At 41.1% G+C, this 15,303-nt stretch carries 13 protein-coding genes; 10 read left to right on the forward strand and 3 right to left on the reverse strand.

What is annotated here, in order from left to right:
* Nucleotides 1-7 precede the first annotated feature (7 nt).
* The 8 genes from ccoN to AC1XUO_RS12700 all read left to right on the forward strand — a co-directional run bounded on the left by ccoN (nucleotide 8) and on the right by AC1XUO_RS12700 (nucleotide 10,074).
* Nucleotides 8-2,158: a cytochrome-c oxidase, cbb3-type subunit I gene (gene ccoN / locus AC1XUO_RS12665; RefSeq protein WP_483330184.1), complete on the forward strand. Its 2,151-nt coding sequence runs from the start codon at nucleotides 8-10 to the stop codon at nucleotides 2,156-2,158.
* A 73-nt stretch (nucleotides 2,159-2,231) separates the two neighbouring features.
* Nucleotides 2,232-3,275, forward strand: a complete 1,044-nt coding sequence (locus tag AC1XUO_RS12670; protein ID WP_483330185.1) for a c-type cytochrome — start codon at nucleotides 2,232-2,234, stop codon at nucleotides 3,273-3,275.
* Nucleotides 3,276-3,447: 172 nt separating this feature from the next.
* Nucleotides 3,448-4,848, forward strand: a complete 1,401-nt coding sequence (ccoG, locus tag AC1XUO_RS12675) for a cytochrome c oxidase accessory protein CcoG (protein WP_483330186.1) — start codon at nucleotides 3,448-3,450, stop codon at nucleotides 4,846-4,848.
* A 92-nt stretch (nucleotides 4,849-4,940) separates the two neighbouring features.
* Nucleotides 4,941-5,390, forward strand: a complete 450-nt coding sequence (locus AC1XUO_RS12680; RefSeq protein ID WP_483330187.1) for a FixH family protein — start codon at nucleotides 4,941-4,943, stop codon at nucleotides 5,388-5,390.
* Complete coding sequence (locus AC1XUO_RS12685) at nucleotides 5,390-6,097, forward strand: sulfite exporter TauE/SafE family protein (protein ID WP_483330188.1); 708 nt, start codon at nucleotides 5,390-5,392, stop codon at nucleotides 6,095-6,097. The genes AC1XUO_RS12680 and AC1XUO_RS12685 overlap by 1 nt, the downstream gene beginning before the upstream one ends.
* Nucleotides 6,098-6,228: 131 nt before the next feature.
* Nucleotides 6,229-7,593 (forward strand): oxygen-independent coproporphyrinogen III oxidase, encoded by a 1,365-nt coding sequence (gene hemN, locus AC1XUO_RS12690; RefSeq protein WP_483330189.1) that lies wholly within the window; start codon nucleotides 6,229-6,231, stop codon nucleotides 7,591-7,593.
* 145 nt (nucleotides 7,594-7,738) lie between these two features.
* Nucleotides 7,739-8,995, forward strand: coding sequence for a PAS domain-containing sensor histidine kinase (locus tag AC1XUO_RS12695; protein WP_483330190.1), 1,257 nt, complete (start codon nucleotides 7,739-7,741; stop codon nucleotides 8,993-8,995).
* A 14-nt stretch (nucleotides 8,996-9,009) separates the two neighbouring features.
* Nucleotides 9,010-10,074 (forward strand): response regulator, encoded by a 1,065-nt coding sequence (locus AC1XUO_RS12700; protein WP_483330191.1) that lies wholly within the window; start codon nucleotides 9,010-9,012, stop codon nucleotides 10,072-10,074.
* Here AC1XUO_RS12700 and AC1XUO_RS12705 read toward each other — a convergent pair whose 3' ends face one another.
* From AC1XUO_RS12705 to AC1XUO_RS12715, 3 genes are all read right to left on the reverse strand, one after another.
* Nucleotides 10,075-10,707 (reverse strand): LuxR C-terminal-related transcriptional regulator, encoded by a 633-nt coding sequence (locus AC1XUO_RS12705; protein ID WP_483330192.1) that lies wholly within the window; start codon nucleotides 10,705-10,707, stop codon nucleotides 10,075-10,077.
* A 146-nt stretch (nucleotides 10,708-10,853) separates the two neighbouring features.
* Nucleotides 10,854-11,990: a lipid-A-disaccharide synthase gene (gene lpxB, locus AC1XUO_RS12710; protein ID WP_483330193.1), complete on the reverse strand. Its 1,137-nt coding sequence runs from the start codon at nucleotides 11,988-11,990 to the stop codon at nucleotides 10,854-10,856.
* 79 nt (nucleotides 11,991-12,069) lie between these two features.
* Nucleotides 12,070-12,489, reverse strand: coding sequence for a 6-pyruvoyl trahydropterin synthase family protein (locus AC1XUO_RS12715; protein ID WP_483330194.1), 420 nt, complete (start codon nucleotides 12,487-12,489; stop codon nucleotides 12,070-12,072).
* Between the two features lie 190 nt (nucleotides 12,490-12,679).
* Between AC1XUO_RS12715 and rfaD the strand changes: the two genes are divergently transcribed.
* A complete protein-coding gene (rfaD, locus tag AC1XUO_RS12720) occupies nucleotides 12,680-13,645 on the forward strand; it encodes an ADP-glyceromanno-heptose 6-epimerase (RefSeq protein WP_483330195.1) in 966 nt (321 codons plus the stop codon).
* Between the two features lie 157 nt (nucleotides 13,646-13,802).
* On the forward strand, nucleotides 13,803-15,254 hold the full coding sequence (gene sufB, locus AC1XUO_RS12725; RefSeq protein ID WP_483330196.1) for a Fe-S cluster assembly protein SufB: 1,452 nt from the start codon (nucleotides 13,803-13,805) through the stop codon (nucleotides 15,252-15,254).
* Nucleotides 15,255-15,303: the final 49 nt, after the last annotated feature.

Raw genomic sequence — 15,303 nt, forward strand, 5'->3', positions numbered from 1 at the left:
CAAAATTATGTCAAACCATCCTAATCCGGGTATCGCAACCGTCGAGCTGGACGAGTTTCAATATGACAACAAAATCGTCCGGAACTTTGCCATCGCCACGATTTTGTTCGGACTTATCGGTATGCTTGTCGGCCTCCTGGCAGCCTTGCAGCTGGTATTTCCAGACCTTAATATGGACTTGCCTTACCTGACTTTCAGCCGGATAAGACCACTTCACACCAACGCCGTTATTTTTGCTTTTGTAGGTAACGGATTCTTTACCGGTTTGTATTATTCCGCGCCGCGGGTTTTACGCACGCCCATGTGGAGCCCGGCACTTAGCCGCTTTCATTTCTGGGCCTGGCAATTTATTATTGTCTGCGCAGCGATCACGCTTCCTATGGGACTAACCACTTCGAAAGAATACGCTGAGCTGGAATGGCCGCTGGACATCGCCATTGCAGTAGTGTGGGTATCTGCTCTGATCAACCTGGTCATGACGACGATCAACCGTAGGGTTGAACATATTTACGCCGCTATCTGGTTTTACATTGCTTCGTTTGTAACGGTGGCGATGCTTCATGTCGTAAACAGCATGGCACTGCCGATCTCTTTGTTCAAAAGTTATTCCATGTATGCCGGTGTGCAGGACGCACTTGTGCAATGGTGGTATGGTCATAATGCCGTTGCATTTTTCCTGACAACACCATACCTGGGCCTTATGTATTATTTCCTTCCGAAAGCTGCAAACCGCCCCGTTTACTCGTATAGATTATCCATCGTACACTTTTGGTCTCTGATTTTTCTTTACATCTGGGCAGGCCCTCACCATTTGCTTTACACATCTTTACCGGAATGGGCACAGACTTTGGGAACTGTTTTCTCTGTCATGCTGATTGCACCTTCATGGGGTGGTATGATGAACGGACTGATGACACTTCGCGGCGCTTGGGACAAAGTTCGTGAGGATGTGGTTTTGAAATTCTTCGTCGTTGCCATCACCGCATACGGTATGGCCACTTTTGAAGGCCCGATGTTGTCTTTCAAAAACGTAAATGCCATTGCGCATTATACTGACTGGATCGTTGCTCACGTTCACGTGGGTGCCCTGGGATGGAACGGCTTTTTAACTTTCGGTATGCTTTACTGGCTCTTTCCACGCCTTTATAATCGTCCGCTTTTTTCTCCTAAACTTGCTAATTTCCACTTCTGGATCGGAACACTCGGAATCCTTTTTTATACGATTCCAATGTACTGGGCTGGTTGGGTGCAAAGCTCTATGTGGAAAGAATTTACACAGGAAGGTTTGCTAAAATATCCTAATTTCCTTGAAACCGTTACACAACTTGCTCCATTATATTTCCTGAGAAGTGTCGGCGGCACCTTGTATCTTATCGGATTTGTCGTGATGATCTACAACTTGTGGATGACCGCACTCAAAGGATCCCTGGTAGCGTCTGAAACTGCGAGAGCTATGCCGTTATCTGCTATCTGGCAGCCCGCTAAAAACGAGTACTGGCACAGAAGACTTTTGGAGCGTAAACCATTGGCCATTACCATTTTCGCTCTCGTTGCCGTTGCAATTGGCGGGATGATTGAAATGATCCCGACGTTTATGATCGAGTCCAATGTCCCGACTATCGCAAGTGTAAAACCATATACTCCGCTGGAATTGCAGGGACGTGACATATATGTTAGAGAGGGTTGTTATGTATGCCATACGCAAATGATCCGCCCATTCCGTTCTGAAATTGAACGATATGGAGAGTATTCAAAATCAGGTGAATTTGTTTATGACTATCCGCATCAGTGGGGTTCAAAACGCACCGGACCGGATATACACAGAGTTGGGGGGAAATATCCAGACTCATGGCATTACAACCACATGGAGGATCCAACTTCGATGTCTCCGGGATCAATCATGCCGCGTTATGGCTGGCTGCTGGAAGACGATCTGGATACTTCAACGACGGCTTCCAAGATTAGGGCAATGCAAACACTTGGCGTTCCTTATGAAAAAGATTACGACAAAATTGCTAACGCGGAGCTTCATAAACAGGCGAAAGAGATTCAGGGCAGATTAAAACAAAGTGGTATCAAAGCCAATGAAAATAAAGAAATCATTGCTTTGATCGCTTACCTGCAACGACTTGGGACTGATATAAAAACGAATAAATGATCGGGATTTCTGAGCGGCTGAACAGCCGCTCAGAAAAATTACTGCCTACATTTCACTATTACATTTTCACATCATGAAATTCCGAAATTATCTAGAAACCATTGCGGGCGTTGAAATTTTCCCGCTCATTTCGCTGCTCATATTTTTTATATTTTTTGTAGGATTGCTTATCTACGTCATTCGTCTGGATAAAAAATCCGTTAATGGGATGAAAAACATTCCCTTAAACGACGGAAGTTTTAAAAAAGGAATGCTTTCCGTGATCCTTTTTATATGCGTATCATCATCAGCTTTTGCACAGGGACCTCAGGAGGAAGTAAGGGCACTTTCGGGTACTGATCTTTTACTTCTGTCGCTGCTTGGCATGTTGTTTTTCGTGGCAGTTCTGGTGGTTATTCTCCTGGTGAACGCGTTGTCTGTTTTAAAGCAAATCAATAACAACAACCCGGAAAAAGCTTCAAAATCTATTCTTAGTAATAAATGGTGGCAAAATTTTAGTGGTGTCGGTGTTTCGCTTCAGGAGGAAAAACATATACTGATTGAGGGCCACGACTACGATGGGATTCAGGAACTGGACAATCGTATGCCTCCCTGGCTGCAATCTCTTTTTGTATCAACTGTGATCATTGCCATTTTTTATTCCGCGTATTATTTCGGTGGATTTGGTGATTTCCAGATGGCTGAACTTGACAAGGAAATTGCGCAGGCAGATATAGAAAAAAAGGCATATCTTGAAAAAGTAGGTTCGAGCATGGACGAAAATACGGTTACAATTTTAACCGAGGAAGCGGGAATTAATCAAGGAAAAGCACTTTTCCAGGAAAAATGTACTGCCTGCCACGGTGCTGATGCTGGTGGAAGCGTTGGTCCGAATCTAACCGACAAATACTGGATTCACGGAGGCGGAGTGAAAAATATCTTCAAGGTAATCAAGTATGGTGTTCCGGAAAAAGGTATGATCTCATGGGAAAAACAACTTTCACCAACGGATATCCAGAAAGTGGCGAGTTATGTTTTGTCGTTAAAAGGAACAAAACCTGCAAATCCGAAGGAACCACAAGGAGATTTGTTTGAAGAAGGAAAAGCTGCTGGAGATAGTACGGTAGCGATGAAATAGCGGTCGGCGGCCGGCGAAAAATACCCTTATTCAATCTTTCTACTGCTTAAATTCATTTATATTAACAATTTCAGTTCTTGGCAATCCGAAAGCCGATAGCCGAAAGCCTAATTAACAATTTCAGTTCATGGCAATTTCGAAAACTAATTGCTGATGGCTGAAAGCCAAAAATATGAAACCTACGACCATTACCTCAGAAGATTCATTCCGCGACCATTTTAGTGGCGTGAGTGAAGATGGTAAGCGAAACTGGTTCTATCCCCAAAAGCCCACGGGCTTATGGCATAATCGCCGTATTTTATTTACGGTCGCCATTTTAACAATTTTGTTTGTTACTCCCTTTTTAAAGTTCAACGACCAGCCACTACTGCTTTTCAACGTTCTGGAAAGAAAGTTCATCATTTTTGGCTTGTTTATCGGACCGCAGGATTACTGGCTTTTTGGACTAACCATGTTGTCTTTCATGGTTTTTATCGTTCTCTTTACCACGATTTTTGGTAGATTATGGTGTGGCTGGGCTTGTCCGCAAACCGTATTTATGGAAATGGTTTTTCGTAAAATCGAATATGCCATCGAAGGTGACAGCAGTAAACAAAAATTGTTAAATAAAGCACCTTGGACAGGTGATAAGATTCTGAAAAAAGCTGCAAAATACAGCGCATTCTTATTGGTTTCGTTTGTGATTGCGAATCTTCTGCTGTCGTACGTGATCGGCGTGGACGAATTATCCAAGATTGTCAGTGAACCCATCGACCAGCATATTCCCCTCTTTTCAGGGATTGTCATTTTTACAGCAGTATTCTATTTCAATTTTGCCTGGCTCCGCGATCAGGCCTGCACGGTGGTTTGTCCTTATGGCCGCTTGCAAGGTGTTTTGATGGACCGGAACTCGATTGTGGTTGCTTATGACTATAAACGTGGAGAACCCAGAGAAAAATTACACAAAGGACAGGATCGAAACGCGGGCGATTGTATCAGCTGCTTTCAATGTGTGGCTGTTTGTCCGACAGGCATCGATATCAGAAATGGTACACAGATGGAATGTGTGAACTGCACAGCCTGCATCGACGCCTGCGATACCATAATGGATAAGGTTGGTTTTGATAAAGGACTGATTCGCTATACTTCCGAAAATGCTATTGTTAGTGGCGTTAATAAATTGATTACCAACCGCACCCGCGCCTATATCGTTGTCCTGATTTTGCTTTGGTCAGCGCTTGCTTATTTGGTTGTCTCCAGAAATGACACCCAAACCACTTTGTTCCGAGCTCCTGGCAGCCAGTACACTGAAAACAAAAATGGAACGATCAGTAACCTCTACACTTTTAAAATTTTTAACAAGACAAATCATGTGGTCAAACCGACCATTAAGCTTGATTCCCCAAAAGGCACTTTGTTATTTGCTGGAAAACCGGATTTGACACTGGACGGTGCAGGGATGTCGGAAGGTACAGTGTTTATTATCATTCCGAAATCAGCACTTAAAACACGCAAAACAAAAATTCAATTATCTGTATTTCAGGGGAAAGAAAAATTGGAGACTTTTGAAACAACCTTTATGGCACCGGAATAATCAAAAGATAAATCAGTGGCCACTTTTGTACGATAGCCGCAGCGCGGTGAAATATTTGTAGCACCGAAACAATTAATTTAAACAACTCCGAAATGAAACTAAATTGGGGTACAGGCATCGCGATTCTATATTCAGGATTTGTAGCCATGATTTTGGTACTCGTTGTGATGAGTACCAACCAAAAGATTGATCTGGTCACAGACAATTATTACGCAGAAGAGTTACGTTTCCAGGATAAAATAAATAAAACCAAACGTGCCAAGGCATTGGCGGATCCACTGAAATGGGAGGTAAATGAAAAAGGGATTTTGATCCATTATCCAAAATCATTTTCTGAGAAAAATCTGACAGGAAAAGTGAATCTGTATTGTCCATCAGATGATTCAAAAGATCTTTCTTTCGAGGTAAATTCTACCGATAACATACAACTTGTACCCTCCTCGAAAATTCCGGAAGGCCGGTATCATTTGCAGATTGACTGGAAAAACGGTGAAGAGACCTACTGGAACGAAGATTTGATCGTCATTAACAAAAACTTATAGTGGTAAGCGCGCTTCCATATCTGGCATTTTCAATGGGGTTGATGAGCAGCTTCCATTGTGTCGGTATGTGTGGGCCTATCGCTTTGGCACTACCCATTCAAAAAGGGAGTAAGTTTGTCCAGTTCACAGGACTGCTGACTTATAACCTGGGCCGGTCTTTTACCTATTCATTGCTTGGATTATTGTTAGGTTCTGTCGGATCGTCTCTCGTCTGGATCGGCTACCTACGCTATCTTTCCATTTTTTCGGGTGTATTGATGCTGGCCTATGTTTTCTGGCCAGCGCATCTGGATCGCTATTTTCATACACCTCCATTCTGGCAAAAGCTTATCAGACAATTAAAAACCGGTATGGCTGGTTTGCTGCAAAAAAAAAGTTTCCTTAGCTGGTTTTCCCTCGGTATATTAAATGGATTATTACCTTGCGGTCTCGTCTATCTCGCATTGATCAGTTCAGTCGCAACCGGAGGTCCCCTGCCCGGAAGTTTATTTATGCTCATGTTTGGAGCTGGAACAATGCCCGCTATGATGGCTGTCGGATTCTTCAAACAGTGGTTTACCGTTTCATTGCGGACAAAAATGAGAAAACTCATGCCTGTGATGCTTGCGCTGGCCGGCATAGTGCTTGTTGCCAGAGGTTTATTGATTCAATATCCGGACACACCCCAAAACACTTCCAAAGGTATTACCATTTGCCATGGCAAATAATGATGCTTATAAGAATAGAATCCACGCCAATTCCTTGCCAAAGTAAGTTTTTTAGATGACCACAGTCATGTTTTTACCTACGGCACCTTACTAGTTTTGATGTATAGAATTTAATTCAAAACACGACTCCTATGGATAAGGATTTGCTTTTTAAATACAATACTCCCGGGCCCAGATATACCAGTTACCCAACAGTTCCTTATTGGCAAAAAACGCCACCTACGGAACAAAAATGGAAGGAACTTGCGAGTGAAGCATTTACAGTTTCCAACCAAAAGGAAGGAATTAGTCTATACATACACCTGCCCTTTTGCGAAAGTCTGTGTACCTATTGTGGCTGCAACACACGTATTACGATTAACCATAAAGTTGAAGAAAAATATATCAGTGCTGTTCTAAAAGAATGGGAACTATACTTCTCGATCTTCGGCGAGACAAAACCTGTCATCCGTGAGATACATTTGGGAGGCGGCACACCTACTTTTTTTAGTCCGGAAAACCTTACCAAACTCATTCAGGGACTACTAGCAAATTCGGACGTTCACCCAAAGGCACAATTCAGTTTCGAAGCACACCCGGGAAATACAACGGACGAACATTTACAAGCTTTATACAAAGTTGGATTTCGGCGGATCAGTATTGGCGTCCAGGATTTCAATCCATTGGTTTTGGCTGTTATCAACCGTCACCAAACGTATGACCAGATCAGTCATTTGACAAAAAAGTCGCGCGAAATCGGTTACACTTCTGTTAACTATGACCTTGTTTACGGCTTGCCTTTCCAAAAAGTTTGTACGATGATGGAAACCATCATGCGTGTTGTACAGCTTCGCCCTGACAGGATTGCTTTTTACAGTTATGCACATATTCCGTGGATCAAACCCGGACAAAGAAAATATTCAGACAAGGATTTGCCTGATGCCGATAAAAAAATGGCTATTTACGAAACAGGGAGGAATGCTTTGGAACTCTCGGGATACCATGATATCGGGATGGACCATTTTTCTCTTGAAACTGACGAATTATTTAAAGCACAGCAAGAAGGGCGATTGCATAGAAATTTCATGGGATACACGGATACCCATACCCAGCTGTTAATTGGATTAGGTGTTTCTTCAATCAGTGACTGCTGGACTGGATATGTTCAGAATGAAAAAACGGTAGAGGCTTACTATGAGCGAATCAAAGAAGGACATTTGCCGGTTTTCAAAGGTCATGAGTTAACCAAAGATGATCTTATTTTGAGAAAACATATTCTTCGGATTATGACGCAATTTGAAACGACCTGGGAAAATGAGACCGAGGTTTGTGATGATTTGTATAAAGCCATCGACAGATTATCAGAAATGGAATTTGATGAACTGATCGAAATTCAGCCTTTTCATCTACGTGTCACAGAAAAAGGTAAAGCCTTTGTAAGAAATGTCTGTATGGCTTTTGATGCAAAATTATGGGCGGAATCATCCGCAACAATCCAATTTAGCAAAACTGTTTAGATTGATAGCTGAGAGCGGTCACTGCGTGGTTGAAAGTTGAATGTGGCAGTCGTGCAGGCTGCCTGATTCTCACATTCAATCATTCTGTCAATCTATCATTATTTTAGTTTAGTTTGTTCCATTCAACTATGTCCTGTAACTTGGTATGTTTAGTACGTATATAGAAAAACAAACCGAAGCCATGACACGGCATATTGAAATGCTCGATGCCCTATTCAAACATGCAACCGAAGGAATTGTAGTCGTTAATAAAGCGGGAGTTATCGTAATGTTAAATCCCAAAGCGCTTGAACTTTTTGGTTTTAAAGATGGAGAACTGGTAAATCAAAAAATTGAAGTATTGATTCCCAAAAGATTGACTACCAAACATGTCCATCATCGCGATACTTATCTGGAATCACCACATGCCCGGGGTATGGGTAGTTCTCTGGATCTATTTGCCCGACGCAAAGATGGAAGTGAGTTTCCGGTTGAAGTAAGCCTAAGTCCCTTTCAAACCAGTGAAGGACAATTTGTGGTAAGTTTTGTCATTGATATAGCCGAAAGGAAAAAACAGGAAAGCATCATTCAGGAAGCTAACAAGGAGATTCAAAAACTGAATGCCGAGTTAGAAGAACGTGTAAATCAAAGAACTGAGGAATTGGCAAAGGCGATACATAAAATCGAACAATCACAGGAGGAAGTGATGCGTGCTTTGAAAAAAGAACGGGAACTGAATAATATGAAAAGTCAGTTCGTGACGATTGCTTCCCACGAATTTCGTACTCCGCTCGCAACGATACTTTCGTCGGCTGCATTGATTGGCCGATATCAAAAATCGGAAGAAGAGGATAAGCGTCAGAAGCATGTGCTAAGAATTAAATCCGCAGTAACCAACCTGACGGAAATTTTAAATGATTTTCTGTCGATCGGAAAACTCGAAGAGGGCCGTATTCACAGCGTTCCGGTTTTCACTGTTTTACCTGATTTTTGCCTGGGTCTCATCGAGGAAATTAAGGGCTTGTGTAAGGACGGACAACAAATCTTGTTTACACATGTGGGGAATACCGAAATTTGGGTTGATAAACAATTACTTCGAAATGTAATTTTCAACCTTCTTTCCAACGCCATAAAATATTCTGATCCTGGGAAATCCATCACCCTGAATATCAATGCTGATGGAAAAATCATATTTATAGAAATCATCGACCAGGGCATCGGGATTCCCGAAAATGATCAGGTGCACATATTTGACCGCTTTTTTCGTGCGCAAAATGCCGGAAATGCGCAAGGCACCGGACTTGGACTTAATATTGTCCAAAATTACGTAGAACTTATGGGAGGCGAAGTTTCATTTTTAAGTGAGGTGGGAAAGGGAACCACATTTACCATAAAACTGCCTGATCACTTACCCGCTAACTAAATACCTTGACAAGAATGGAAACTAAGAGAATCCTGTTGATAGAAGATAACCCTGAAATGCGTGAGAATACGGCCGAAATTCTCGAATTGGCTAATTATCAAGTATTGACAGCGCAGAATGGAAAAGAAGGCGTGCAGGTTGCACATCACGAAAAACCTGACTTGATTATCTGCGATATCATGATGCCGGAGCTCGATGGTTATGGCGTTTTACACATGCTCGGAAAAGATGACCAGACTGCCAATATTCCTTTTGTCTTTCTAACGGCGAAGGCTGAAAAAAACGATTATCGGAAAGGAATGACCATGGGCGCCGACGATTACCTGACCAAGCCCTATGATGACGTTGAGCTTTTGAATGCCGTCGAAATGCGGTTGAAAAAAAGTGAGAGGTTAAAAGGCCAGTTTACACGAACAGCCGAAGGTCTTGACGAATTTATTCACGAAGCCAAATCTTTTGATCTGATCACAAAACTTGCGGATGACAAAAAAATAAAGGTGCTGAAAAAGAAAGAAACGATCTATACAGAAGGCAGCTTTCCATCCAATGTATTCTTTCTTCAAAAAGGAAAAGTGAAGGCATACAAGTCTAATGACAATGGCAAGGAGTACATCACTGATTTGTATAAAGAAGGTGATTTCTTTGGTTATTTAGATTTGCTTCAAGGAGAATCTTACCAGGAAACGACTATTTCGCTTGAAAAATCAGAAGTGGCGATGATACCGAAAGATGACTTTTTCAACCTCCTGCAAGGCAACAGGGAAGTTGCTACAAAGTTTATTAAAATGCTTTCGAATGAAATAAAGGACCGCGAGGAAAGATTGCTTCAGCTTGCCTACAATTCTGTCCGCAAAAGAGTCGCACAGGCATTGGTAATGCTGGTTCAGCGGTATCAGGAAGATAAATCCAAGCCTTTCTCTATGGCAATAACCCGCGAAGATATTGCTTCGATGGTTGGAACAGCAACAGAAACGGTGATCAGAACTCTGTCTGATTTCAAGGAAGAGAAACTTGTGGATATGAAGGGGAGTCTTATAACGGTTCTGGAATACGACAAGCTTGTACGTATGCGTAATTAGTTAGACCAATACTGGTGTTTTCATCAGATTTTTCATTTCCACAAGATTCGATATCATCAGCTTATCCATAATTCTTGACTTGTACAAAGCAATTGCGGAGATATGAAGGGATAAAATTTCAGCGATTGCGGCCGGAGATTCATCTTTTACAAGATGAGAGAAAATCTCAAATTCCCTTTCGCTGAGACTTTCAAAACGATCTGTTTTTTTGTTGTACAAAGCATCTTCAACAATCAGTGAAATCATTTCCGGGCTGATATACCATTTGCCTGACGCAATCGTCTGGCAAGCGTTCAGGATTTCATCAAAGTCGTCCCGATAAAAACAGTATCCATTCACGCCGCTGGTGAGATATCTTTTTATCAGGGTATATTCCAATATTTTAGAATAAGCGAGTATGGGAAGGGCTTGACTGTAAGCTCTGATTCGCCTGATCAATCCCAGCATATCTGTATTCAAAATTGCTAGATTTACTACAACAACGCTGTAAGAGCCTGTCGTAATTTTCTTCAATCCATCCGTAGCAGTTTCTACTTTTTCAATTAATAAATTCCTGTGTTCACCTGCTTCAAAAAGTTTTTTAAAAACCGAAGACATGTCCGAACCATCATCTATTAAAAGTATTCGTTGCATAACTTTCTTAATTAAGGAGGGTGGGTTTTCGCCGGATGCCGGACGTTTTACAATAATGCAAGTTACCGCATCGCGCAAATATAGTTTTCTTTACCGGAACAATAAGTAGTTCTAATTCAGGCTATTTGTAGAAACATATCGACAAATTAAAATTTCTTCTGCATCACATTTTTCTTTAAAAGATATTTCACCATTAATGCGCCTGCTCTTTCGGAAGCGCCTGGCCCACCAACAAGTGTCTGCAATGTGGAATAGTCGGTCAGCTGGGCTTCTCTTTTTGATCCGTTTTTCAATAGGGCAGCCAATTCTACTACCAACTGCTTTTCGTTTAATTCATCCTGAATTAACTCTCTTACAACTTCCTTTTCCATAATCAGGTTGACGAGAGAAATAAACGGAACCTTGATCAGCTTTTTAGCAACGGCGTAGGAGATCCGGCTGGTTTTGTAACAAACAACTTCCGGAATATTGAGTAAAGCCGTTTCAAGTGTAGCAGTTCCTGAAGTTACCAATGCCGCTTCTGAAATTGCCAGTAAATCATAGGTCGCTTCGTAGACAACTGAAACATTTTGAAGCGCCTCATATTTTTCATAAAGTGAGGATGGAAGGTTCTTTACACCGGCCACTACAAATTGATAACCAGGAAAATGTGGCTGCACAGTCAACATCAGGTCCAGCATATTAATAATCTCCTGACGACGGCTTCCTGGCAACAAAGCAATCACTGCCCGATTCCCGTCGAGATTATGCTTCTTTTTAAAGTCAGGATCAGGTTTAAAAGCGTCTATTGCATCCATCAGCGGATTGCCGACATAATCTACTTCGAAGTCAAACTTTTTGTAAAAATCAATTTCGAATGGGAATATCACAAACATCTGATCAATGTTTTTCTTGATCTTCCAGGCACGTTTCTGGTTCCATGCCCATACCTTTGGAGAGATATAATAAAATGTTTTTATCCCATTTTCCTTTGCGAAAGCAGCAATTCTAAGATTAAATCCAGGATAGTCGATCAGGATTATGACGTCCGGTTTGTAAACAAGAATATCCTTTTTACACTTTTTCAGAAATCCTGCAATTTTCCGGATGTTGAGTGCCACTTCCAGAAAACCCATGAAGGCAGTATCCTTGTAATGGGTTACAAGATCAATCCCTTCATGCTGCATCATATCCCCTCCCCAACCACGAAATTGTGCTTCGGGATCGTTGGCTTTAATTCCTTTCATCAGATTGGCACCGTGCAGATCTCCGGAACGTTCGCCGGCAATGAGGTAATATTTCATGCTTAAAATTTAGTTGAGAAGAAAAAAGAAAGATCTGAAACGCATCCTAAAAAAGATGTTTTCAGATCTTTAAAGGCAATTACTCGCCGTAATATTCAACAAAATTCTTAGGAGTTTCTATCAGTTTTATGTAATGTAATTGTGATCCCGGAGATACTTCCTGAATTGCCGGCGCAAGAATATTCCAGATTTCCATCACAAAAATTTCGCATGAAGCCATCTTCCCCTGCATAAAATCAACGTCAAGGTTCAGGTTTTTATGATCCACCTTATCCACCACCTTTTTTTTCACCAGATCACCCAAAACTTTAAGATCTATAACAAAACCTGTATCAGGATCTGGTTTTCCTTTTACAGTAACAATTAATTCAAAGTTATGTCCATGCCAGTTATTATTGGCGCAAGGCCCAAATACCTCCTGATTTTTCTCTTCTGACCACGCCGGGTTAAAAAGCCGGTGTGCTGCATTGAAATGCTCTTTTCGCGTTACGTAAATCATAAATTTTTCCTTCCCTATGTAATATTGTTACAAAATTACATCTTGTATCGGTAGTTTTGTAAAATTATAAGCAGTAAACTAAAAAAAATACAATTTAATAGCGAAATTCGTGAGTAGATTGATAAAAAAAATTACTCTTATCAGGCATTCTTTTCACAGTTTAAGCTCATTAAACAAATAATCTCTTCATATGATTATAGTAACAGGTGCAGCCGGATTTATCGGTAGCGGTCTGATCAGCAGACTCAACCAGGAAGGCTTCAGTAGCATTATTGCAGTTGACGATTTTTCGAAAATTGAAAAAGCAGAAAATCTCGTAGGGAAAACAATTAAAGAGAGGGTTGAACGCAATTCTTTTTTTGAGTGGCTCGACAAGAACAATCAGGACGTGGAGTTTATTTTCCATATCGGCGCAAGGACTGATACAACAGAATTTGATAAAGATATATTTGACGAGCTCAATCTGAATTATTCGAAAAAGATTTGGGAAAAATGCATTGCTTACCAGATTCCATTGGTATATGCTTCATCTGCGGCAACTTATGGACTGGGCGAACTGGGGTACGACGACAATGAATCTCTGATTCCTCAGCTTAAACCGCTCAATCCTTACGGAGATTCTAAAAACGATTTCGATATCTGGGCATTACAACAAGAGAAAAAGCCTTTCTTCTGGGCTGGGTTGAAGTTCTTCAACGTATACGGACCAAATGAATATCATAAGGGACGTATGGCTTCGGTTATTTTTCATGCATTTAACCAGATTAAGGCAACTGAAAAAATGAAATTATTCCGCTCCCACAATCCAAATTTCAAGGATGGTGAGCAGATGCGTGATTTTATTTATGTGAAGGATCTGATCGAAGTATGCCTGTTTTTTATGCACCACCGCAAAGATTCCGGCATTTATAATCTCGGAAGCGGAAAGGCACGAACCTTCAAAGATCTTGTGACAAGTACTTTCCTTGCCATGGACAAAACGCCGGATATCAGTTTCATTGATACCCCTGAAGATATTCGTGATAAATATCAGTATTTTACTCAGGCGAATATGAGTAAATTGCGTTCCATTGGATTCACAAGGCCTTTTTACACACTTGAAGAAGGCGTTAGTGAGTACGTGAAAGAGTACCTGGCATCGACAAGTTATCTTTAATTTTTAACGGTCTAAATAACCGATTTTGAATCACAAGTTATGACAGGGGTCATAACTTGTGCATTTTTTTATGTATTTTTGAGTCTATATTTAAACTCAATGTCATTTCTATGTGTTATTAGTTCAATGACAACCGTAGCGTGATATAATTAAGACTATGAGCAAAGAAGATGAATTGTTGGAGGAAATCACCAGTTCGGAATACAAATACGGATTTGTAACTGATATTGAAGCAGACGAAGCTCCCATGGGCTTGGATGAAAGCACTATACGGTTTATTTCCGCGAAAAAGAATGAACCAGAATGGATGCTGGAGTGGCGTTTGAAAGCATATACGATGTGGCTGAAAATGCCCGAACCGAAATGGCCGAATGTTCATTATCCAAAAATTGACTTTCAGGCTATTAAATATTATTCAGCACCGAAAAAGAAAAAAGTTGTTGAAAGTCTGGACGATATAGATCCTGAATTACGTGACACTTTCCAGCGTTTGGGAATTTCTCTTAACGAGCAAAAACGACTTTCCGGTGTATCTATTGCTGTTGATGCAGTAATGGACTCTGAATCTGTTTTTACGACTTTTAAAGAATCACTAAGGGAGAAGGGAATTATTTTCTGCTCGATCAGCGAGGCAATACGTGAACATTCTGATCTTGTTAAGAAATATTTAGGATCAGTTGTGCCACCGAAAGATAACTATTATGCCGCTTTAAACTCGGCTGTTTTCTCTGACGGATCATTCGTATATATTCCGAAAGGCGTTAAATGCCCGATGGAACTTTCTACTTATTTCCGGATCAATGCGGCAGGTACAGGTCAGTTTGAACGAACTTTGATTGTAGCAGATGCTGACAGCCATGTAAGTTATCTGGAAGGTTGTACCGCACCAATGCGTGATGAAAATCAATTGCATGCGGCAGTTGTTGAGATTTTCGCTCATGAAAATGCGAATGTCAAATATTCAACAGTTCAAAACTGGTATCCTGGTGATAAGGACGGAAAAGGCGGTATCTATAATTTCGTTACAAAACGTGGATTGTGTGATGGTGCGTTCTCTAAAATCTCCTGGACTCAGGTTGAAACAGGTTCTGCAATTACGTGGAAATATCCTTCGGTTATCCTGAAAGGCGATAATTCCATTGGAGAATTTTACTCTGTTGCGGTTACCAATAACATGCAGCAAGCGGATACCGGAACGAAAATGATCCATATTGGTAAGAATACCAAAAGCCGTATCGTTTCAAAAGGTATATCAGCAGGAAAGAGTCAGAATTCGTATAGAGGTTTGGTTCAGGTTTTTAAAAAGGCAGAGAAAGCGCGCAATTTCTCACAATGTGATTCCTTGTTATTGGGAGATAAATGTGGGGCGCATACTTTCCCTTACATAGAGGTAAGCAATCCTTCGGCAACTGTTGAGCACGAAGCGACAACTTCTAAAATCGGAGAGGATATATTATTTTACTGTAACCAACGCGGAATTCCTACGGAACAAGCGGTTGCATTGATTGTGAATGGATATGCAAAAGAAGTTTTAAACCAACTTCCGATGGAATTTGCCGTAGAAGCTCAGAAGCTACTGGAAATCAGTCTGGAAGGAAGTGTAGGATAAGTTGTTTGCCTTTCATTTTTTCAAGTTATGCCAAAAAGCCTTTGATTCG

Source organism: Dyadobacter sp. HNCC25DJ186 (assembly GCF_056895235.1).

Excerpts from the sequence above, each read along its gene's own strand:
- ccoN (WP_483330184.1), top strand. The coding sequence starts at position 8 with ATGTCAAACCATCCTAATCCGGGTATCGCAACCGTCGAGCTGGACGAG.
- AC1XUO_RS12670 (WP_483330185.1), top strand. The coding sequence starts at position 2,232 with ATGAAATTCCGAAATTATCTAGAAACCATTGCGGGCGTTGAAATTTTC.
- ccoG (WP_483330186.1), top strand. The coding sequence starts at position 3,448 with ATGAAACCTACGACCATTACCTCAGAAGATTCATTCCGCGACCATTTT.
- AC1XUO_RS12680 (WP_483330187.1), top strand. The coding sequence starts at position 4,941 with ATGAAACTAAATTGGGGTACAGGCATCGCGATTCTATATTCAGGATTT.
- hemN (WP_483330189.1), top strand. The coding sequence starts at position 6,229 with ATGGATAAGGATTTGCTTTTTAAATACAATACTCCCGGGCCCAGATAT.
- AC1XUO_RS12695 (WP_483330190.1), top strand. The coding sequence starts at position 7,739 with ATGTTTAGTACGTATATAGAAAAACAAACCGAAGCCATGACACGGCAT.
- AC1XUO_RS12700 (WP_483330191.1), top strand. The coding sequence starts at position 9,010 with ATGGAAACTAAGAGAATCCTGTTGATAGAAGATAACCCTGAAATGCGT.
- AC1XUO_RS12705 (WP_483330192.1), bottom strand. The coding sequence starts at position 10,707 with ATGCAACGAATACTTTTAATAGATGATGGTTCGGACATGTCTTCGGTT.
- lpxB (WP_483330193.1), bottom strand. The coding sequence starts at position 11,990 with ATGAAATATTACCTCATTGCCGGCGAACGTTCCGGAGATCTGCACGGT.
- AC1XUO_RS12715 (WP_483330194.1), bottom strand. The coding sequence starts at position 12,489 with ATGATTTACGTAACGCGAAAAGAGCATTTCAATGCAGCACACCGGCTT.
- rfaD (WP_483330195.1), top strand. The coding sequence starts at position 12,680 with ATGATTATAGTAACAGGTGCAGCCGGATTTATCGGTAGCGGTCTGATC.
- sufB (WP_483330196.1), top strand. The coding sequence starts at position 13,803 with ATGAGCAAAGAAGATGAATTGTTGGAGGAAATCACCAGTTCGGAATAC.